Raw genomic sequence first — 19,806 nt, 5'->3', positions numbered from 1 at the left:
GAGCCCGGTGACGGTCGTTGTGGCCGTCGTGATCCTCGCGATTGTCGTTCTCGGTCTAGGCGGCGGGTTACCGCGTCTGCTGCGAGGAGATGAACCTCCTACCCGTGGAGATGTCGGAGTGCTGACTCCTTCGCGACCGCCTGACGAAGCTCAGTCTCCCAGCGCACCACAGTCGACGACGACTCCCTCAAGCCCAGCGACGCTGCAGAACTCCACTCCGCCGATCCTGACCGAGCGCCCATCGGCGGCTGCAACGACGGCCGTGACTACTACCCTCAACGCTTGGGCTCGCGTGTTCTACACGCGAGATCCGTCCAGTGAGACATATGCGAATCTCATCGACAAGACAGCTGCCTATGTCACGGCCGAACTCGGAGAGAGCTTGCAGGCTGAAGGCGATTCAACCTACGACGCACTCAAGTCCGACGGTGGGAAGTCCACTGTGGCCGGCGTAAAGGTCGAGATGCCAAAGCCGGATTCAGCACCGGTTGACACGCCGACGCGGATCAGCCGTTTGGTCTCCGTCACGATCGATGTCACGGGCAAGCGACCCAACCGGATGGTGCTGCCGCTCCTGATCACTCTCGTGCCCGAGGGAACCAGTTGGGTGATCAGCGACTTGAACGGCGGAACCGGTCCATGAGCGAACGGGGACAGTGATGTTCATGGACCGCGGCGCGGGAGGTGTCTTCGGCTCGAGCGCGGGCAAGCTCCTCGGCCTGAAGGCGCTCGGGGCAATGGCCGTTGTCGGGTTGATGAGCTTTGTACTGATTGTCCCCTTCGGTGCCGGCGGCGACCAGTTCCTGGCGAGTTGCCCGCCGGGATCCGGTGATGCCCGGGTCGACGATCCGCCTGCAGATGCGCCGGTGCGCGCGAGACAGGTTGCTTTCGCCAAGATCATCGACGGCGTCGCAGTGGCGCGCGGCCTCCCGGGGCGGGCGACTCTCGTTGCCCTGATGACCGCGCTGCAGGAATCGGGACTTGAGAATATCGACTACGGCGACCGTGACTCGGTAGGACTGTTTCAGCAGCGTCCTTCCGCAGGCTGGGGAACGGTCCAGCAGATTCTGGATCCGACCTACGCGGCCGAGGCGTTCTTCGGCGGTGCGAATCCGCCAAGCCCGCCCGGTCTTGTCGACATCGACGACTGGCCATCTATGTCATTCACCGAGGCCGCCCAGGCAGTGCAGGTCTCGGCGTTCCCGGATGCCTACGCGCGACATGAACGCACGGCGCGGCAGATCGCGTCAGAGGCAGGCATCGACCTTGAGCGGACCGGCGATCCTTATGCGGGTCGCTCTGGTCCGAAACCCATCGTCGGCCCGTCACAACCGACGGATGTCGACAACAATTGTGGCGGCGGAGGCGGGCTGATCGAAGGCCGTCCTATCAACGGCGTGTGGCCCCCACAGACTGCAAGCGTCACGGATCCGACGGGGACAGGTGGGCTCGTCACCCAACGCACGGCCGCGTGGGTCGCACAGGCTCGTGCTGCGCTCGCCAATCCGCCAATGAGTTGCTGGGACGCGCATCTCTGGAATCCGACAAGTGACCATCCGAAGGGGAAAGCGTGTGACGTCTTCGTCGGTGGAGACTCGCGGAGATCCGCGCCGGCGAGGGCGAAGGGGGATCGCATTGCGAACTGGGCGATTCAGACGGCGGGAACGACTGGACTGCACTACGTCATCTGGTACGGGAAGATCTGGAGTGCGCGCACCGGGCAATGGAAGCCGTACAACGGCGGCGGCGTCTACGATCCGAGTGACGCGACTGGTGGCCACTACGATCACGTTCACGTGTCCCTCTACTGATCCCAACTGCTGAGGCGGTACATGAACAACTCGCAGAACCCGGACGGTCGTCCTGATGATGGCTCGCGAGAGCAAGGTTTTCGCGACTCGGCATCGAGGACACCGGGCGAGGACAACGCTGTGCCGCAGCGTCCGGTCAACGGCCCGCAGGGGCACGAGCAGCGCGCAATCGGCGGACCTGCCGCCCACGAACCACCAGGTGCGCCGGGTGGAAGCGGCATGGTCGCTGCTGAGTTCGTTGCCATGCTGCTCTGGGGTGCTGTGAGCTTCGTGATCATCTATTGGCTGTCGGGAACATTCGACTGGAACCCGATCGTCGTGGTCGGTGCATGGCTCGTCACTGGACTCATCGTGTTCTGGCCGGGCTCGGACGGTCTGATCGCACGCTTCCTGCTCGGACTACGTCGGCCGACGATGGTGGAGAACCAGCGCCTTGCTCCCATCTGGTTTGCGATCGCAAAAAGGTCTGGAGTCGACCCGAGCAGGTTCACGATCTGGATCGAGAGAGCCGAGACCCCAACAGGTTCGGCGACTGGCGGCAACACGCTCTCGGTGACGAGTTGGGCGCTCTACACCTTGCCTCCGAGCCACTTGGAGGCGGCGCTCGCTCATAACTTGTCCGTACGTCGTCACGGACACCTGTGGGTCAGCCGCATACTGCACTGGTATTCGGTTCCAGCTCGGATCGTCGGCTTCGTGATCTGGCAACTACTCAAACTGAGCAGGACGATTCCCGCGGTCGGATGCACGATCATTGGGTTCCTCCTTGTCGCCTATCTGGGTCTGATCCTCGGCGCGCTGATCTTCTACGACAGCCTCGCCGTGCCCTTGGCGTTTCTGGCACCGCTGTTCTCGCCGTTGTTGTTCATCGGTGCGAACAAGTTCGCGGAACGGATGGCCGATCACACAACAGGCGATCTCGGCTACGGCCGCAAGTTCCTTGAGGTCCTCTACGGATGGCAAGCCCAGCATGAAGGTGGAGAACGTCGCGGAGGCTTCGCGCAGCCTGACTGGCTCTCCGGCCAGCCGTCGGTGGCAGAACGTATCAGCGCGCTCGAGGTATACCTGCAGCGCCGATGAGCCGCGGCCCAGCGTCACCACGAGGAGCCGCTGGCGGTTGAGCATTCGCGCCTCAGCCTCGTCGCGGCGGGATCCCTCCAGTTGGCGAATCTCGCGGTTGGTAGAGAAGCGGACAGCTTTGTTCCGAACTTCTTGGTGTGGTTGCGGGTGAAGATGGTGATGCGTTTGTGTGGGCGGCTCTGGCTCTGGCTCTGGCTTGGGAGTGAGGGCTCGGGTGTCGTCTGCTAGACGTCTGGCTTTGGTTCGTAGGACGGCGGCTACTACGGGTGGGGGTTGACTGTGACGCGAATGCCCGAGGACTCAACAGTTGCCTCGTCCGGCGCAGTCCCCTGGCGAGATCGAACTCCAGGGGAGCCGCTCTGACTGATCAGGGTTGTCCTGCTGACCGTTCTATGCGGCTTTCTGCGCTCCGGGGACCGCGGCGCACGGAGCTGGATCCATTGAATGCGCCGCGGTCTCATCGACGTCTTCGGTGTTTGCCGCACCTCTGTCGACGATTGCGATGATACCTGGAGGATACGGTGGGGGCGGGGCGCGCGGCGTAAAGCGCAGCGGACGCACGCCTGATTCGGAGGTCGTCGGGTGTTGTGTGCCGCGACCTGGTTACAGGAGACAGCGGCGCACGTAGCTGGATCCAATGGTGCGCCGCGGTCTAGTCGGCATCGACGGTGTTAGCGCACCTCCGCCGACGGCTGAAGAATACCGGGCGTGTGGCTGGTCGTCGTGTGGGACGGGCAGGTTGTGGGTGGCTTGGCCGTTTCCGGTGAGGGGCGAGCGAAGTCTTGAGGTGGGCTCGGAGGCCGGCGTTCGTTGCTTGTGAGGGCTAAATGCTGTCTGCCGGCGAGGTGTTCGATCTCGTCCGGGCGGTGCCGTTGAGTGGTCAGGGACTCGGCGGTACGTGGGGGAGTGGGCAGATTGGGGCGGTTAGGAGGGCTAGCCAGAGGGACTGTTAGTTCTGGTTGGCGGATGCAGCAGGTGCGTAGGACGGCGGCCGCTACGGCTGGGGGATTGACGGAATGTAGGAGGCCGCCTAGGTACCCGCTTGCCGGTGAGGTCGACCGAGTGGTCCGCTCGCGACGAATGGAACATCGGACCATCGAGGCGGCCCGGGATCGACGGGAGCAACGGCTCGTGCCAGGGGCGGGTCGGACCGAGAGTCAAACCGCTGTCTACAGTGCGCGTCGCGTTGAGCGGGCGCGCTGGACTGTTTCCGACATCATCACCGGGGTGCCGGCTGGGCATGCGTTGGTCTCGCTTGCTCGCTCGAACGGTGTTCGCGTCGGCCCTGTGTGGTCAACCTACGAGGGTAGAAGCAGACCGCGGCGCACGGAGCTGGATCCGATTTGATGCGCCGCGGTCTCATCGGCATCAACGGTGTTAGCGCACCTCCGCCGACGACTGGACGATACCGGACGGTGTAGCTGGTCATCGTTGATGGACCGCGCAGTTTGTGACCGAAACCTTGTCGCTCGTGGCCGCAGGCCTTGCGGCAGTTGTTGCGCGTTTGGTCCGGTCGACTCCTGGGCGCGGGATCACGAGGAGGCCGCAATGCGCACCATCGATGCCATGGTCGGCTTCGCGGTGCTCGACAGCGTCACCCTAGTCCTCGACGGCGGCTGAGAACTCTCGGCACCTACCACCACATCCATCAGCCTCAGCACCACGAGCCGCGTGCGCACGCGTGCGACGGGTGCTACGGGCACCCGCCGGCGGGACGAGCGGGGTGGTGGAGGGTTTTCCCTTGTTTGGTGGGGTTTGGTTACTGGTTGCTTCACAGTGGGTGGTGGGCGGAACTAGGGTTTGACGGACTGTAGTGGTTGCGTTACGCAACCTGGATGTGGGAGGGAACGGATGAGGAGACGCCGTCAGGCGGTTGTGGCTGTTGTTGCTGGGTTGGCCACTGTTTCGCTCGGGTTGTCGTTTGGTAGTGCTGCGGGGGCTGCGCCGGGAGCGGTGGCGGGCGATCCGAACGGGCTGAGGTTGGTGAAGACCAAGACTTCGTTGCTTGGGAAGCACTATTGGTACCAGCAGACCTTCAAGGGGCTGCCGGTGGTCGGCGGGTACTACGCCAAGCATGTGGCCAAGGATGGCGCGGTGCAGATCGCCGACGGGCGGGATGCTGTGCCGGCGGACCTGGATGTCAGTGCACAACTGGCCGCGGCCTCCGCGACGCAGAAGGCCAATGCTGCGGTCATCGCTCGGGCGAATCGGGCGCGGATCGCTGGGCCGGAGAAGGATGTTCTCAAGCAGCCGGGTGCGACCAGTGGTGCCGCGCAGCTCGCGGTGATCGGCGGGCCGAACGCGCGTCTGGTCTGGAACGTCACCAGCCGCTCGGCCGAGGGTGTCAGCCGTTCGCTCGTCGACGCGGACACCGGCTCGGTCGTCGAGTCGAAGGTGATCAGCGACAACGTCGACGGCCGCGGTTCGGTGTTCGACCCGAACCCGGTGGTCAGTGAGCAGAACGAGAAGCTGACCGACCAGAACGACAAGAACCAGGACGCGTTGTTCCTGGCGCAGAAGAACGTGATCCTGCGCAACCTGGACGGCTCCGGCAAGCTCAACGGCACGTACGTGAACATCGCCGAGGCCAAGGGCGGGCTGGCCCAGAGCAAGACGAACACGTTCGTCTACCAGCGCCAGAACGACAAGTTCGAGCAGGTGATGGTGTATTACCACATCAACCAGACGCAGGAGTACATCCACCAGCTCGGGTTCACCGCGGTCAACAACGAGTCGCAGGACTTCTCGGTCGACACGTTCTCCGGGGACAACTCGTTCTACGACCCGTCGACGGACATGATCACGGTCGGCGAGGGCGGGGTCGACGACGCCGAGGACGCCGAGGTGATCTGGCACGAGTACGGTCACGCGATCCAGGACGACGTGGTGCCGAACTTCGGCGAGTCGGAGGAGGCCGGCGCGATCGGCGAGGGCTTCGGCGACTACTGGGCCGTGACGATGTCGGTGCCGGTGAGCAAGGGCTTCGAGCTGCCGTGCGTGATGGACTGGGACGCGACGTCGTACACGACCGACGAGCCGCACTGCCTGCGCCGGACGGACACCGGCAAGACCACCGACGACAAGACCGGTGAGGTGCACGACGACGGCGAGATCTGGTCGAACGCGCTGTGGGACATCCACCAGGCGCTCGGCCGGACGAAGGCCAACAAGCTGATCCTCGAGTCGACGTTCTTCTACGACCCGGACACGTCGTTCGCCGACGCGGCCCAGGACACCGTCCAGGCTGCCCGCCTGCTCTACGGAAAGCCGGCCGCCGCGACGGTCACGAAGGCCTTCCAGGACCGCAAGATCCTCCCGTAACAACCGCTCTGAGAACACCGCCAACGACACCAGGTTGTGCGCCCACGACTACTGTGGGCGCATGACCTGGCGTACGGCGGACATTCCCGACCTCACCGGACGACTCGCGCTCGTGACGGGCGCGACCAGCGGACTCGGGTACGAGACCGCGCTCGAACTGCTCAGACACGGCGCGGATGTGCTGGTCGCCGCGCGGAATCCGGAGAAGGCCGCGCAGGTGGCCGAAACGCTGACGCAGAAGGCCGGACGGGCGCCGACGGTCCTCGAGCTGGACCTGGCCGACCTCGCCAGTGTTCAGCGGGCGGCCGAGGAGGTCGTCAAGTCGTACGACAAGCTCGATCTGCTGATCAACAACGCCGGCGTGATGGCGCCGCCGTACCGGCAGACGCTCGACGGGTTCGAGTTGCAGCTCGGCACCAACCATCTGGGTCACTTCGCGCTGACCGGGCGGTTGTTCCCGCTGCTGCTCAAGGGCAGCCGGGTGGTCACGGTCAGCTCGTTCATGCACAGGACCGTGCGCGGCCTCAGCGAGGACGACCTGCGCCGGCCGGCGGGCAGCTACCGGAAGTGGGAGTCGTACGGGAAGTCGAAGCTCGCCAATCTGCTCTTCATGCTGGAACTCGACCGTCGCGCCCGTGCCGCCGGGGTCGATCTGCTGAGCGTCGGGGCGCATCCCGGGTACGCGTCGACCCACCTGCAGGCAGCCGGTCCCGAGCTCGCCGGGCGTGCCGTTCAGGCGCAGTTGTGGGCCGCTGCGACGCGCGTGGTCGCACAGTCCGCGGCGGCGGGCGCGTGGCCGAGTCTGTACGCCGCGACGTACCCGGATCTGCGTCCTGGATCGTTCGTCGGCCCGAGCTTCTTCGAATACCGCGGTACGCCGAAGGTCGTCTTGCCGAGCCGCGCCGCCCAGGATCCCGAGCTGGCGGAGCGACTCTGGGCCTGGTCGGTCGAGGCAACAGGGGTCGATCCGGTACTCACCGTGCTGAAGTAGTGACATAGCGGGAACTTTTTGGTTACCCTCCGGTAATTCCAGTTGCCGGAGGTTCTCCAGTGCGCAAGTTCGCCGCCGCCCTAGCGGTCGTCCTGACCCTGATCGCCGTGTCCCTGATCGCGAGGGGTCCGCGCGCGGACGCGAGCCAGAGCGCGCCGGGTTTCAGTACGTCGTACCAGCGCATCCCCGGCGCCGGCGGGATCGAGATCGGCGCCGTTGTCCTGACGCCGACGGGGCAGGGCGACGGGCCGTTCCCGCTCGTGGTGATGCCGTCGAGCTGGGGTGTGCCGAACGTCGAGTACGTCGGCCAGGGTGCGAAGCTGGCCACCGCCGGGTTCCAGGTGATCTCGTACTCGAGCCGCGGCTTCTGGGACACCGGCGGCGGTATCGACATCGCCGGCCCGCCGACCGTCGCCGACGTCAGCAAGGTGATCGACTGGGCGGACGCGCACACGCCCGCGGACACCAGCCGGGTCGGCGCGGTCGGGATCTCGTACGGCGCCGGTACCTCGCTCCTCGCTGCGGCGAAGGACCCGCGGATCAAGGCGGTCGGGGCGATGAGCGGCTGGGCGGACCTGATCCGGTCGCTGGATCCGAACGGTACGGTCGCGCTCCAGGCCGTCGCCGGGCTGCTTGCCCTGGGCAACGTCACCGGCAGGCCGGGCCCGGAGATGGCGTCGCTGCAGACGAAATTCGTCACCGGTGACTTCGACGGTGCGATCGCGGAGGCGCAGCAGTTGTCGCCCGTGCGGTCAGCGGCGACGATGGTAGACCAAATCAACGCGCGCAAGCCGGCGGTCTTTCTCGCGAACGCGTTCGAGGACTCGATCTTCCCGCCGTCGCAGTACACGGACTTCTTCACCGCGCTGACCGGCCCGAAGCGGCTGCTGCTGGCGCACGGCGATCACGCCACACCGGAGGCGAGCGGGGCGATTGGTCTACCAAATGAGACGTGGGGCGAGCTCGCCGGGTGGTTGCGGCATTACCTCACCGGCGCGGACAACGGCGCCGACACGGAAGCGCCGGTGCAGCTGAAATCCCAGCGCGGCGTGTGGCGCGGGTATGCGAGCTGGGCAGCGGTCGGCCAGGCGCGTACGTCGTACCTGACGAAGGCCGGTGCGCTGCAGGCGAACGCGTCGACCGGGTGGAGCCGGGCGATCGGCGCTGGTATACCAACCGTTGCCGACAGTGGGGTCGCGCTCGTATCGGGTGCTCTGCAAGGGCTCCTGTCGATTCCGACCGGGGTCGCGACGCCGCTGGTGGCCAGGTCGTTCGCAGGCGTCTGGTCAGGTCCGGCCTTCGATCGTGCGACCGTGGTCAACGGGTCGCCGACGATGCATCTCACCGTGAAGCCGTCGGCGGCGAGTACGTCGCTGTTCGCCTACCTGTACGACGTCGACGCGCTCGGCGTCGGCTCGTTGATCTCGCACAAGCCGTACACGCTGCGCGGGGCGACGCCGGGTAAGGCGATCCCGCTGGACGTCCGGCTGGAGGCGATGAGCTGGGAGGTGCCGGCCGGGCATCATCTCGTCCTGGTGGTGGACACTGTCGATCCCCGGTACCTCGGGCGGAGCATGGTCGGGTCGACGGTGACGTTCAGCTCGCCGGCTGGCGACCCGTCGTGGGTCAGCGTTCCGGTGGCGGCGTGAACCTCAGCCGCCGGGGCTTCCTCGGCTTCATCGCTGCCCTCGTCCCGCTGCACCAGTCCGCGACCCGCGAGGCCCCGGAACGTCTGGCCCACGCGGGTACCGGAGGCCGAGGAGCACGCGACGAGGCGGGCGGCACGTTGTACCTCGGGACGTACGGCGACGGGATCGGCATCGCGGCGTACGACGCCGGCGGCAAGATCACCGGGACCGGAACGATAATTGGTATACCAGACCCGTCCTTCGTGATCCGGGACGGCAACTTCCTGTACGCCGTGAACGAGCAGGACGCCGGCGCGGTGACGGCGATCGACATCTCCGGGACGCCGAAGGTCCTGAATCGCCAACCCACCAAGGGATCCGGCCCGTGCCATCTGGCCAAGGTCGGCGACCACCTGCTCAGTGCGAACTACGGATCCGGCGACCTCGCGGTCCATCCCATCGCCGCGGATGGGAGCCTGGGGCAACAAACCGACCTGGTCCGGCACGAAGGGTCCGCACCGCACGCGCATCAGGTGGTGCAGGCCGGCGAATACGTGCTGGCCGTCGACCTCGGAACCGACTCGATCTACACCTACACGCTCGCCGACGGGAAGCTCACCCTCCAGCATCAGGCCAAGGTGAAGACCGGCGCCGGGCCGCGGCATTTGGTATTCCATCCGTCCGGGGACTACGCCTATGTCGCCGACGAACTCGACAGCACCGTGACGATCTGCGGCTATGCCAACGGCGTACTCACGGTGCTCGACACGGTCCCGACCGGTGCGGGGGAGAACTACCCGGGCGAGGTGGTGATCTCCGCCGACGGCCGCTTCGTCTACGTGACCAACCGCGGCCACAACAGCGTCTCGATCTTCCGCACCAACGGGTCGGGACTCGAGCTGGTCGGTACGCCGAGCTGCGGCGGGGACTGGCCGCGGCATGCCACATTCGACCCGACCGGCCGGCTGCTGTTCGTCGCCAACCAGAAGTCGAACAACGTCGCCACGTTTTTGGTAGACCAAACCGCCGGCACGCTGACGCAGACGAGCGAGTTCAGCACCCCGACCCCGGTCTGCGTGAATGTTTGATCGTGCGCGAGCTCTTGCGCTTTTGTGATGAGAACGTTTCCATGGGATCGCCTTTCTCCGCCCCGAAAGGACCAGACCCATGTTCAAGCTCCTCACCGCAGCAGCCCTCGTGGCCTCCGCCGTCCTGGTTCCCACCGCTCAGGCGACACCTGACTGGCACGTCGGAACGCCGCCCCTCACAACACCCTGGACCGACGAGGTCTCGCCCACGAACGCGCTCCCGGAGTACCCACGCCCGCAGCTGACCCGCCCCGAATGGCGCAACCTCAACGGCCTCTGGGAGTGGGCGCCCGCCGCACTCGGCGAGCAGCCCCCGTTCGGCCGGACGCTCGGCGAGAAGGTGCTCGTCCCGTACCCGATCGAGTCCGCGCTGTCCGGTCTGCAGAAGCACGAGGACCGGATGTGGTACCGCCGTACCTTCCAGGTCCCCGATAACTGGAAGAGCAAGCGGCTCGTGCTGCACTTCGGCGCGGTCGACTACGACGCGAAGGTCTGGGTGAATGGGCGACAGGTCGCCACGCATCGCGGCGGGTACGACGGCTTCGATGTCGACGTCACCACGGCGCTGCACGCGAAGGGCCCGCAGGAGCTGATCGTCTGGGCGGAGGACCTGACCGACGAGACGTACCAGCCGATCGGCAAGCAGCGTGAGGTCGGCGACCACGGCATCTTCTACCAGGGCAGTTCCGGCATCTGGCGGACCGTCTGGATGGAGCCGGTGAACGTCGCCTCGGTCGAGCGCCTCCAACTCACCCCGGACCTGGCGAACCAGACTCTCAAGGTCACCGCACAGACCTCCGGCCCGGCGAACCTCGACGTTGAGGTCACCGCGTACGACGGCCGCCGACCGGTCGGCGTGGTGAGAGGCAAGGCGGGCACAGAGCTCCGGGTGAAGATCCCGAACCCGAAGACCTGGTCGCCCGACCGCCCGTTCCTGTACGACCTCAAGGTCAAGCTGTTCGATCGCGGCAAAAGGGTAGACCAAATCGGCTCGTACGCAGGGATGCGTCAGGTCGGCCTGCAGAAAGGGGCCGATGGCAAGCTCCGGATGGCGCTGAACGGGAAGATCCTGTTCAACCTGTCCACGCTCGACCAGGGTTTCTGGCCGGATGGGCTGAACACCGCACCGACCGACGCTGCGCTCCGTTTCGACCTCGAGCAGCACAAGCGACTCGGTTTCAACACCGTCCGCAAACACATCAAGGTCGAGCCGGACCGGTGGTACTACTGGGCCGACAAACTCGGCCTGATGGTCTGGCAGGACATGCCGGCGTCGAAGACCGACGCCATGCCCGAGCCGTGGCGTACGCAGTTCAAGGCCGAGCTGCACGAGATGGTCGAGGAGCACAAGAGCTTCACCTCGATCACCGTCTGGGTACCGTTCAACGAGGGCTGGGGTGAATGGGACCGGACGGAGACGGGAAGGATCGCGGACGACGTCAAGGCGCAGGACCCGTCCCGGCTGGTGAACGCCCACAGTGGCGTGAACTGCTGCAACTCCCATGGCGACTCGGGTCGCGGCGACCTCCTCGACTATCACGCGTACCTCGGCCCGGCGACCACCGCGCCGACGAGCGACCGCGCCGCCGTCGACGGTGAGCACGGCGGGTTCGGCCTCAAGGTGCCCGACCACATGTGGTTCGGCGACGGGTCGGCGTACGAGATGGAGCCGGACTCGGCGACTCTGACCCGCAGGTACGTCGAGAACCAGACCGATGTGCTCAGATCCGCCGAGCAGTGCGGGATCAGCGGCTCGGTCTACACCCAGATCACCGACGTCGAGGGGGAGCTGAACGGCTTCTTCACCTACGACCGCCGGGTGCCGAAGATGGACTTCACCCAGGTGCGGACGATCAACAAACAGATTGTCGACAATGCGAACGGGGACGGCAGCGGCGCCCCGGATCCCGGCCCGGGCACACCCGGGACCGACGGCATCCACTTCTACCCGTTGGACGGATCCGGCGAAGATGCCGTCGGCAACAACGACGCGACGCTCCAGCAAGGCGCGGTCTACGGGCCCGGCAAGAACGGCGAAGGTCTCGCGCTGAACGGAGCCGGCCAGTACGCCGACACCGGCGCCGCGCTGCTCGACACCAGCAAGAACTACACCGCCAGCGCCTGGGTGAAGCTGAACAAGGCCGACGGCTCGTTCCAGACGTTCGTCAGCCAGGACGGCGATCGCGACAGCGCGTTCTTCCTGCAGTACTCCGGCCAGGACCAGCGGTTCGCGATGAGCTTCCCGGGGATCCGGGCGCTGTCGCCGACGAAGCCGAACCCGGGGCAGTGGTACCACGTCACCGGCGTCCGCGATGTGGTGAAGGGCGAGCTGAGGCTGTACGTCGACGGGCAGCTCGTCGCCTCCAAGTCCGCCTGCACGCTGGATTCGAGCTCGACGGGCAACACGGTGATCGGCCGGGCGAAGTTCGGCGGCAACCAGGTCGACTTCCTGGACGGGACGATCGATCAAGTGCACCTGTACGACCGGGCCCTGACCGACACGGAGGTGCAAGCCCTGTACGAATCCGGACGTTGAGGTCTTGTCTGGTGGTCCATCGCCTACTGCGGGGCACTCGGCACGGCACCTCGCCGCACGGGTGCAAAGGCCACGATGCTCCGCATCGAGACCTTCGCCCCCGCACGCCGAGCTACCGCACCGAGCACCTCCTCGCTACGGCGCTGGACCACCAGACAAGACCTAGTTCGAGATGCGCAGAAGCCGTCGAGCCCCGATCCTGGTAGGTAACCGACCAGCGGAGGTGAAGGCGATGGCCGCACCCAGCCACCTCCTCGCCCCCCGCACCACGGCCCGGTTCCGGCCGCCACGGTTCGGGCTCGGCGGCTCACATCTCGGCAACCCAGAGCCAGGAGACGACACAGCAGACCAAAAGGCAGACGAGCTCGCGGTCGCGACGGTCGACGCGGCGTACCAGGCCGGCATCAGGTTCTTCGACACGTCCCCGGCGTACGGCGACTCCGAGCAACGACTCGGTACGGCCCTGCAGCGGCGACCACGGGGTGAGTTCCTCGTATCGACGAAGGTGGTCGGCGACGACCCGGAGGGCTCGATCCGGGCGAGCAGCGCACGGCTCGGTCTCGCCGTCGATCTGGTGTTCGCGCAGGACGACGCGGCGTACCCGGTGCTCGATCGGCTGCGGCGTGACGGCGTGATCAAAGCACTAGGAGCAGTGTCGGACGACTGGCACGAACTCGATCGACTGGTGCGCGACGTCGAACTGGACTGTGTACTGCTCACCGCGCACTACGAGCTGCTCGACCAGTCGGCCAAACCGCTGCTGGATCGCTGCGTCGCGCGGGGAGTGTCCGTGGTCGTGTCCGGCGTACTCACCCCGCAGGTGCTGCACGTGGAGACCATCCAGGCGCGCAGGCTCTCCGCGGTGTGCGAGCGGTACGGCGTCTCGCTGCCGCAGGCCGCGCTCGCCTTCCCCAGCAGGCATTCCGCGGCCACCTCGGTACTGATCGCGGCGTCGTCACCCGCGGAGATCCGCGCCGATGCCGCGCTCGTCCGGCAGCCGGTGCCGGAGCGGCTCTGGAAGGATCCGGAGTTGCTGCGTTTGCTATCGTGACAGGAGGAGTTCGCAATTCAGCGGGCCCCCGGACGAGTGGCGCCGTACCCGGTCTGCGAAGACGACGCCTACGCCCCTCTAGGAGGGGGTCGTCCTATGCATGCGATCGATGTCGTCGAAATCGTTGGCGCGCTCACCATTCTGGTGGCGTTCGCGGCCGCCCAGGCAGGCAAGCTGCAGCAGCGCACGATCACGTACCAGCTCCTGAACCTGCTCGGATCGGGGGTGCTGGCAACGATCGCGGCCGTGCAGCAGTCCTGGGGCTTCCTGCTGCTGGAGGGCAGCTGGGCCGTCATCAGCCTGCTCGGCCTGCTGAACCTGCTACGACGCGAAAAAGCCGACTAGAACTTGTCGCCGGGGTTGGTCGCCGTACCCGGTGATCCGGTCGGCGCGATCGTCGGGATGCCGGTGCTCGGTGTGCTCGGCGTCGACGGGCCGGTCGTCGGGCTGGCGGAGCCGCTGCCGGTCCCAGGCGGCGGTGTGGTCGGTGTGACCGTGACCGTCGTGGTCCCGCTCGGCGTCGGGATGACCGGCTCCGGCTCCAGCGGCGCGGCGTGCCGGAACAGCAGCCACGCGAGGAACACCGCGAGCGCCATGATCACGGCCATCGTCAGCAACGCGAGCGCCAGCGCCCACCGCGACGCCGGGCGCAGCGCGTTCGGCCACGGCAGCGGCCAGATCCGGAACAGACCGGGACGCCGGCGGTTCTCCCAGTAGTGCCGGAAATCCGGCCCGCGGAGCTTCCCGGGCTGCGGGATCCGGTCCATCAGGACCGCGGACAGGATCTCCTCGCCGCGGCGTTCCGCGATCAGCCGCTCGTCGGACGCCGCGCTGGAGCCGTCGTCGGTCCGGATCGGCCCGACCGCGACCCAGAGCGCGAGGTCGTCGTCATCGGAGTCGTTGTGCGCGAGTACGGCGTCCTCGGGCAACTCGTCGACGGCGTTCACGAAGCGCTCGCGGGCGGCGGCGTCGTCGGCCGATCCCTCGGTCATCATCGCGACGATCGCGTCCCGCCCGTCCTCGGAGCTGGCGGTGTACAGATAGCCGGCGGCGTTCGCGCCGAGCCGGCCGCGGAGCCAGAACTCGCCGACCCGCGGCGGGTCCTCCGGCAGCAGCGGGAGGGCGTCCGGAATCTCCAGCGCAGGCCGGTCCTCCGGCTGCACCTTCGGCTGGGATTCGGTCGCAGTCATCACCCCAATCCCACCACATCCCCGGTAGCACTGTCGCGACAGCCGTCCGGGGGCCCGGTATTTGGAGCGGCGGGGGAGGATAGGACGGGGCTCCGGGAGCGCTGGCCCCGGTGATCTGATGGAATGGCCGGTGTTGCGAAGTGGGGAACGACGGTGAATGACAAGGTCCGCGTGCGGGCCCCGGAAGGACAGGCATGACCGAAACCACGGTGCCGGCAGGAACGGTGACCCAGCAGTCCCGGCTGATCGGCGAGGCCCTTGGCGAGGTCAAGCGGGTGATCGTCGGCCAGGAGCACATGGTCGAGACCCTGATGGTGTCCCTGCTGGCCAAGGGTCACTGTCTGCTCGAGGGTGTTCCGGGGGTCGCCAAGACGTTGGCCGTCCGGACGTTCGCCAGCGTGGTCGGCGGCACGTTCGCCCGGATCCAGTTCACCCCGGACCTGGTCCCGTCCGACATCGTCGGTACCCGGATCTACCGGCAGACCCGCGAGGCCTTCGACATCGAGCTCGGCCCGACGTTCGTGAACTTCGTGCTGGCCGACGAGGTCAACCGCGCGCCGGCCAAGGTGCAGTCCGCGATGCTGGAGCTGATGGCCGAGCGGCAGGTGTCGATCGGCGGCCAGACCTTCCCGATGCCGAAGCCGTTCATCGTGATCGCGACCCAGAACCCGATCGAGTCCGAGGGCGTGTACCCGCTGCCCGAGGCGCAGCGGGACCGGTTCCTGGTGAAGATCGACGTACCGCATCCGCGCGGTCACGAGGAGTTCGAGATCCTCCGCCGGATGAGCGTCGACCCGCCGGAGCCGCGGCAGGTGCTGAAGCCGGAGACGATCATGGAGCTCCAGCGGTCCGCGGAGCAGGTCTTCGTCCACAACCTGGTCGCGGAGTACGCCGTCCGCCTGGTGATGGCGACCCGGACGCCGACCGACTTCCACCTGCCCGACCTGGAGCCGATCATCGAGCTCGGCGTCAGCCCGCGCGCGACCCTCGGCCTGATCGCCGCCGGCCGGGCGCTGGCGCTGATCCACGGCCGGGACTACCTGCTGCCGAGCGACATCCAGACCGTCGCGCTGGACGTGATGGGGCACCGGCTCGGCCTGACCTTCGACGCGGTCGCGGACAACATCGACCCGCGCGCGGTGATCGAGCGGATCCTGGCCACCGTCCCGCCGCCGCAGCCGGTCTGGCGCGACGGCACCGACGGCTCCGGCCGCCCGGAGTTCGTGTAGTGCCCAACCGCCCTGACCCACGAGTTGCGATGACGATCTCGCAGCTCGCTCCCGAGCGTGCGTTGCGGCGGCTGGAGCTGACCGTCGTACGGCGGCTCGAGGGCTACCTGCACGGGGAGCACCTCGGTCTGCTCCCGGGGCCCGGCACCGAGCTGGCCGAGGCGCGTGAGTACCAGGTCGGCGACGACGTACGGCGGATGGACTGGGCCGTCACCGCGCGGACCACGGTTCCGCACGTCCGCGACCTGATCGCGGACCGTGAGCTGGAGACCTGGGCGCTGGTGGACCTGTCCGGCTCGATGGACTTCGGTACGTCGACGCTCGAGAAGCGGGAGCTTGCGGTCGCGGCCGTCGCGACGGTCGGGTTCCTGACCCACCGGCTGGGCGACCGGTTCGGTGGGCTGATGCTGCGTGACTCCGCGCTGCGCCGCTGGCCGGCACGGTCCGGGCGGCTCGCGCTGTACGGGCTGCTGCGGGCGTTGCTCGCCGAGCAGTTCAACGGCGACGAGGAGGCGCACCGCAGCGATCTGGCCGCGGCGATCGAGTCGATGGCGCGGACGCAGCGTAAGCGTGGACTGCGCGTGATCGTCTCCGACTTCCTCACCCCGCAGGACGGCGAGGTGGCCAGCCAGATCGAGCCGTCCTGGGAGCGCGCGATGCGCAAGCTGACCGCGCAGCACCAGGTGCTGGCGGTGGAGATCGTCGACCCCCGCGAGCTGGAGCTGCCGAACATCGGCGTCGTCACGATCGGTGACCCGGAGACCGGCGAGGTCCGCGAGATCGACACCCGGCGCCGCAAGGTCCGGGAGGCGTTCGGGACGGCCGCGCTCGCGCAGCGGGAACGAACGCGAGCTGCCCTGCGTAGGGTAGGTGCGGGGCACCTGGTGCTGCGGACCGACCGCGACTGGGTCGCCGACACCGTGCGGTTCGTGCTCGCCTACCGGCACGTCGCGTCCCGCCTGCACCAACCGCCGAAGGGAGTGGCTCGCTGATGGAGTTCTTGTCTCCGGGGCGGTTGTGGTTCCTGCTGCTCATCCCGCTGATCCTCGCGGGGTACATCTTTCTCCAGCACCGTCGCTCGCAGTACGCGCTGCGCTTCACCAACATCGCGCTGCTGGACCGGGTCGCGCCGCGCCGCCCGCAGTGGCGGCGGCACCTGGCCGTCGGGCTGGCGCTGCTGGCCGCGCTGACCTGCGTCGTGGCGTTCGCGCAGCCGAAGGACAAGGTGAAGGTGCCGCGGGAGCGGGCCACCATCGTGGTCGCGGTCGACGTCTCGCTGTCGATGATGGCCACCGACATCGACCCGAACCGGCTCGAGGCGGCGAAGAAGTCGGCGAAGAACTTCGTCAACCAGCTGCCGAGCAAGTTCAACGTGGCGCTGGTGAACTTCGCCGGTACGGCGTCCATCATCGTGCCGCCGACCACCGATCGAGCGACCGTGCTGCGCTCGATCGACGGGTTGGAACTGGCCGAGTCGACCGCGACCGGTGAGGGCATCTTCACCTCGCTGCAGGCCCTCACCCAGGTCCCGCCGGACCCCGAGCACCCGACCGAGCCGGCCCCGGCGCGGATCGTGCTGCTGTCCGACGGGAAGCGGACCGTCGGACGGACCGCCCAGGAGGGCGCGCAGGCGGCGAAGGCGAAGAGCACGCCGGTGTACACGATCTGCTTCGGCACCGACTCCGGCTTCATCGAGATGGACGGCATCCGGCAGCGGGTCCCACCGGACCGCGCCGAGCTGCGGTCGGTCGCCGAGATCAGCGGCGGCAAGGCCTACACCGCGGAGTCGGCCGGTGAGCTCGAGGACGTCTACAAGGACATCGGCTCCTCGGTCGGGTACGACGAGGTCGACAAGGAGATCACCGCCCGGTACGCCGGAATCGCGATGCTCTTCACCCTCGCCGCCGCCGGCGCCTGCATCGCCCTCGCAACGCGCTTCCCCTAGGCGTCGGACCCGGGCGTGATGTTCTACGCTCGCCCTACGCCAAGAGTAAGGAACGCGGGTGGCCGACCTTTCCAGACGCCAGGTGACGCTCGACGAGGTCGCCGAGCGTGCCGGTGTGTCCCGGTCGGCGGCGTCGCGCGTCATCAACAACGCCCCGCACGTCAGCAAGGCGAAACGGGCCGCGGTACTGCGGGCAGTCGCCGACCTGGGCTACGTGCCCAACGCGACGGCGCGGGCGCTCGCGACGCAGCAGGCCGGTGCGGTGGTGCTCGCGATCTCCAGTGACAGCCCGCAGGTGTTCGCGGACCCGTTCTTCGCCGAGGTGGTGGTCGGGATCTCGGCGGCGCTGGAGGAGACCGAGCTGGAGCTGATGTTGCTGCTGGCAACGTCGTCGCGGGGACAGACCCGGCTCGAGCAGCTGCTCCGGACCCGGCAGGCCGCCGGGGTGATGCTGATGTCGATGCACGGCGACGACCCGCTGGCGCGGCTCGCCGAGAAGTCCGACGTACCGGTGGTGTTCGGCGGCTGCCCGATCGGTTTCGAACCGCGGTACTACGTCGACGCGGACAACCGCGGCGGCGCGCGACTGGCGACCGAACACCTGATCGCGAGCGGGCGGACCCGGATCGCCACGATCACCGGCCGGATGGACGAGGGCGCCGGCAGCGCGCGGTACAAGGGCTTCCAGGAGGCACTGGCCGTCGCCGGGCTCGACGCGAGCCGCGTTGCCCACGGCGACTTCTCGGAGGACGGCGGGACCGCCGCGATGCGCGAACTGCTCCGTCAGCACGGGGACCTGGACGCGGTGTTCGTCGCGTCCGACCAGATGGCCGTCGGCGCGCTGCAGGTGCTGAAGGAGGCCGGGCGCTCGGTGCCCGGCGAGGTGGCGATCGTGGGGTTCAACGACATCGCCGGGGCCCGGCACATCGATCCGCCGCTGACCACCGTGGCCCAGCCGATCCAGTCCCTCGGCCGGGAGATGGCGCGAATGCTGTTGGCACTCATCTCCGGGGAGACGCCGACACCGCTGATTCTCCCGACCCGGCTGGTCCGTCGCGGCTCCAGCTGAGATCGCGACACGACGGTGATGTAGTTGACACGGCGAGGTTGCTGGTGTTTGAGGGAGTGGTGGTGCAAGATGTACCAGAGTTTCGCGGGGCTGTTTGTGATGCCTTGAGAGACTGGTACCGCCGGGATCGACGGAACTGTTCGAGAACGCTGGGGAAGGCGCCCCTCGAGCACAGGAGGTCCCGGTGGCGACGACTCGTGGCGTTCTGTACGTCCACACGGTGCCGTCAGCGTTGTGCCCGCATGTCGAGTGGGCCGCGGGCGGCATCCTTGGCGTGCCCGTGAAACTTGACTGGACACCGCAACCGGCGGCCCAGGGCCAGTACCGGGCCGAGCTGTCGTGGCAGGCTGAGGCCGGCACGGCGGCGAAGCTGGCATCCGCGCTGCGCGGATGGCAGAAGCTCCGGTTCGAGGTGACCGAAGAGCCGAGCAACGGGGTCGAGGGCGAGCGGTACTCATTCACTCCGGCGCTGGGCGTCTTCCACGCGACAACCGGCGTCCACGGCGACATCATGGTGCCCGAGGAGCGGCTGAAGGCGGCCATGCTGAAGGCGGCGAGCGGTGAAGCCGACCTGACCGAGGAGGTCGAGCGTTTGCTCGGCCGCCCGTGGGACGACGAACTCGAGCCCTTCCGCTACGCCGGCGACGGCGCCCCCGTGCGCTGGCTCCACCAGGTCGTCTGAAGGCTTGCTGAGAACTTCAGAAGAAACCTGTGAACTCGGGGACTTCGCCGAACTTTTCGGTGAGACTGAGCATCAGACGTTCTACAAGGGTGGGAGGGGCCGTGGCCGCTGGGCCACCGGGTGTCGGGACACCCCCGGTGGTTGTTAACAACAGCGGCCGCACCACGTGAAGGGCACGGATCTTC

General features: G+C 67.4%; 16 protein-coding genes and 1 riboswitch. Of the genes, 15 read left to right on the top strand and 1 reads right to left on the bottom strand.

Features of this window, described 5'->3' with window-relative positions; translation table 11 throughout:
• Positions 1–262: 262 nt before the first annotated feature.
• The 10 genes from E0H92_RS18575 to E0H92_RS18525 all read left to right on the top strand — a co-directional run bounded on the left by E0H92_RS18575 (position 263) and on the right by E0H92_RS18525 (position 13,851).
• Positions 263–643 carry a hypothetical protein gene (locus E0H92_RS18575; protein ID WP_131497066.1) on the top strand — a complete coding sequence of 127 codons (381 nt, stop codon included), beginning with the start codon at positions 263–265 and terminating at the stop codon, positions 641–643.
• Between the two features lie 22 nt (positions 644–665).
• Positions 666–1,811, top strand: coding sequence for a VldE C-terminal domain-containing protein (locus E0H92_RS18570; RefSeq protein WP_131497065.1), 1,146 nt, complete (start codon positions 666–668; stop codon positions 1,809–1,811).
• A 21-nt stretch (positions 1,812–1,832) separates the two neighbouring features.
• Positions 1,833–2,891, top strand: a complete 1,059-nt coding sequence (locus tag E0H92_RS18565) for a M48 family metalloprotease (protein WP_131497064.1) — start codon at positions 1,833–1,835, stop codon at positions 2,889–2,891.
• A 1,983-nt stretch (positions 2,892–4,874) separates the two neighbouring features.
• Complete coding sequence (locus E0H92_RS18555; protein ID WP_202873681.1) at positions 4,875–6,212, top strand: M4 family metallopeptidase; 1,338 nt, start codon at positions 4,875–4,877, stop codon at positions 6,210–6,212.
• Positions 6,213–6,273: 61 nt separating this feature from the next.
• Positions 6,274–7,203: an oxidoreductase gene (locus E0H92_RS18550; protein WP_131497061.1), complete on the top strand. Its 930-nt coding sequence runs from the start codon at positions 6,274–6,276 to the stop codon at positions 7,201–7,203.
• 59 nt (positions 7,204–7,262) lie between these two features.
• The gene (locus tag E0H92_RS18545) at positions 7,263–8,852 is read left to right on the top strand and encodes an alpha/beta fold hydrolase (protein ID WP_131497060.1); all 1,590 of its coding nucleotides are present in this window, start codon (positions 7,263–7,265) and stop codon (positions 8,850–8,852) included.
• Entirely contained in the window at positions 8,849–9,919 is a 1,071-nt protein-coding gene (locus E0H92_RS18540) for a lactonase family protein (protein ID WP_238152732.1), read from the top strand. The genes E0H92_RS18545 and E0H92_RS18540 overlap by 4 nt, the downstream gene beginning before the upstream one ends.
• Positions 9,920–9,998: 79 nt before the next feature.
• A complete protein-coding gene (locus tag E0H92_RS18535; RefSeq protein ID WP_131462413.1) occupies positions 9,999–12,455 on the top strand; it encodes a LamG-like jellyroll fold domain-containing protein in 2,457 nt (818 codons plus the stop codon).
• A gap of 232 nt (positions 12,456–12,687) precedes the next feature.
• Positions 12,688–13,506 (top strand): aldo/keto reductase, encoded by an 819-nt coding sequence (locus E0H92_RS18530; RefSeq protein WP_165549826.1) that lies wholly within the window; start codon positions 12,688–12,690, stop codon positions 13,504–13,506.
• A 3-nt stretch (positions 13,507–13,509) separates the two neighbouring features.
• Positions 13,510–13,577, top strand: a riboswitch (guanidine-III (ykkC-III) riboswitch).
• 25 nt (positions 13,578–13,602) lie between these two features.
• Entirely contained in the window at positions 13,603–13,851 is a 249-nt protein-coding gene (locus E0H92_RS18525; RefSeq protein ID WP_131289380.1) for a CBU_0592 family membrane protein, read from the top strand.
• Here E0H92_RS18525 and E0H92_RS18520 read toward each other — a convergent pair.
• Positions 13,848–14,696 (bottom strand): hypothetical protein, encoded by an 849-nt coding sequence (locus tag E0H92_RS18520; RefSeq protein ID WP_131462416.1) that lies wholly within the window; start codon positions 14,694–14,696, stop codon positions 13,848–13,850. The two genes, E0H92_RS18525 and E0H92_RS18520, sit on opposite strands and share 4 nt — an antisense overlap.
• A 194-nt stretch (positions 14,697–14,890) precedes the next feature.
• Here E0H92_RS18520 and E0H92_RS18515 point away from each other — a divergent pair, with 194 nt between their 5' ends.
• The 5 genes from E0H92_RS18515 to E0H92_RS18495 all read left to right on the top strand — a co-directional run bounded on the left by E0H92_RS18515 (position 14,891) and on the right by E0H92_RS18495 (position 19,621).
• Entirely contained in the window at positions 14,891–15,925 is a 1,035-nt protein-coding gene (locus E0H92_RS18515) for an AAA family ATPase (protein WP_131462417.1), read from the top strand.
• A gap of 29 nt (positions 15,926–15,954) precedes the next feature.
• The gene (locus E0H92_RS18510; RefSeq protein ID WP_131462418.1) at positions 15,955–16,917 is read left to right on the top strand and encodes a DUF58 domain-containing protein; all 963 of its coding nucleotides are present in this window, start codon (positions 15,955–15,957) and stop codon (positions 16,915–16,917) included.
• Positions 16,917–17,870, top strand: a complete 954-nt coding sequence (locus E0H92_RS18505; RefSeq protein ID WP_131462419.1) for a VWA domain-containing protein — start codon at positions 16,917–16,919, stop codon at positions 17,868–17,870. The genes E0H92_RS18510 and E0H92_RS18505 overlap by 1 nt, the downstream gene beginning before the upstream one ends.
• 58 nt (positions 17,871–17,928) lie before the next feature.
• Complete coding sequence (locus E0H92_RS18500) at positions 17,929–18,939, top strand: LacI family DNA-binding transcriptional regulator (protein ID WP_131497058.1); 1,011 nt, start codon at positions 17,929–17,931, stop codon at positions 18,937–18,939.
• Positions 18,940–19,123: 184 nt separating this feature from the next.
• Positions 19,124–19,621, top strand: coding sequence for a DUF3145 domain-containing protein (locus E0H92_RS18495; RefSeq protein WP_130380557.1), 498 nt, complete (start codon positions 19,124–19,126; stop codon positions 19,619–19,621).
• The last annotated feature ends 185 nt before the right edge of the window (positions 19,622–19,806 follow it).

This window comes from Kribbella speibonae (assembly GCF_004331375.1).
GTDB classification, from domain to species: Bacteria; Actinomycetota; Actinomycetes; order Propionibacteriales; family Kribbellaceae; genus Kribbella; species Kribbella sindirgiensis.
The sequence above is the reverse complement of the archived record's forward strand: the minus strand, read 5'-3'. Positions and strand labels throughout refer to the sequence as shown.

Coding starts and splice junctions, on each gene's coding strand:
- E0H92_RS18570 (WP_131497065.1), top strand. CDS start 666: ATGGACCGCGGCGCGGGAGGTGTCTTCGGCTCGAGCGCGGGCAAGCTC.
- E0H92_RS18550 (WP_131497061.1), top strand. CDS start 6,274: ATGACCTGGCGTACGGCGGACATTCCCGACCTCACCGGACGACTCGCG.
- E0H92_RS18510 (WP_131462418.1), top strand. CDS start 15,955: ATGACGATCTCGCAGCTCGCTCCCGAGCGTGCGTTGCGGCGGCTGGAG.
- E0H92_RS18535 (WP_131462413.1), top strand. CDS start 9,999: ATGTTCAAGCTCCTCACCGCAGCAGCCCTCGTGGCCTCCGCCGTCCTG.
- E0H92_RS18530 (WP_165549826.1), top strand. CDS start 12,688: ATGGCCGCACCCAGCCACCTCCTCGCCCCCCGCACCACGGCCCGGTTC.
- E0H92_RS18525 (WP_131289380.1), top strand. CDS start 13,603: ATGCATGCGATCGATGTCGTCGAAATCGTTGGCGCGCTCACCATTCTG.
- E0H92_RS18565 (WP_131497064.1), top strand. CDS start 1,833: ATGAACAACTCGCAGAACCCGGACGGTCGTCCTGATGATGGCTCGCGA.
- E0H92_RS18520 (WP_131462416.1), bottom strand. CDS start 14,696: ATGACTGCGACCGAATCCCAGCCGAAGGTGCAGCCGGAGGACCGGCCT.
- E0H92_RS18515 (WP_131462417.1), top strand. CDS start 14,891: ATGACCGAAACCACGGTGCCGGCAGGAACGGTGACCCAGCAGTCCCGG.
- E0H92_RS18505 (WP_131462419.1), top strand. CDS start 16,917: ATGGAGTTCTTGTCTCCGGGGCGGTTGTGGTTCCTGCTGCTCATCCCG.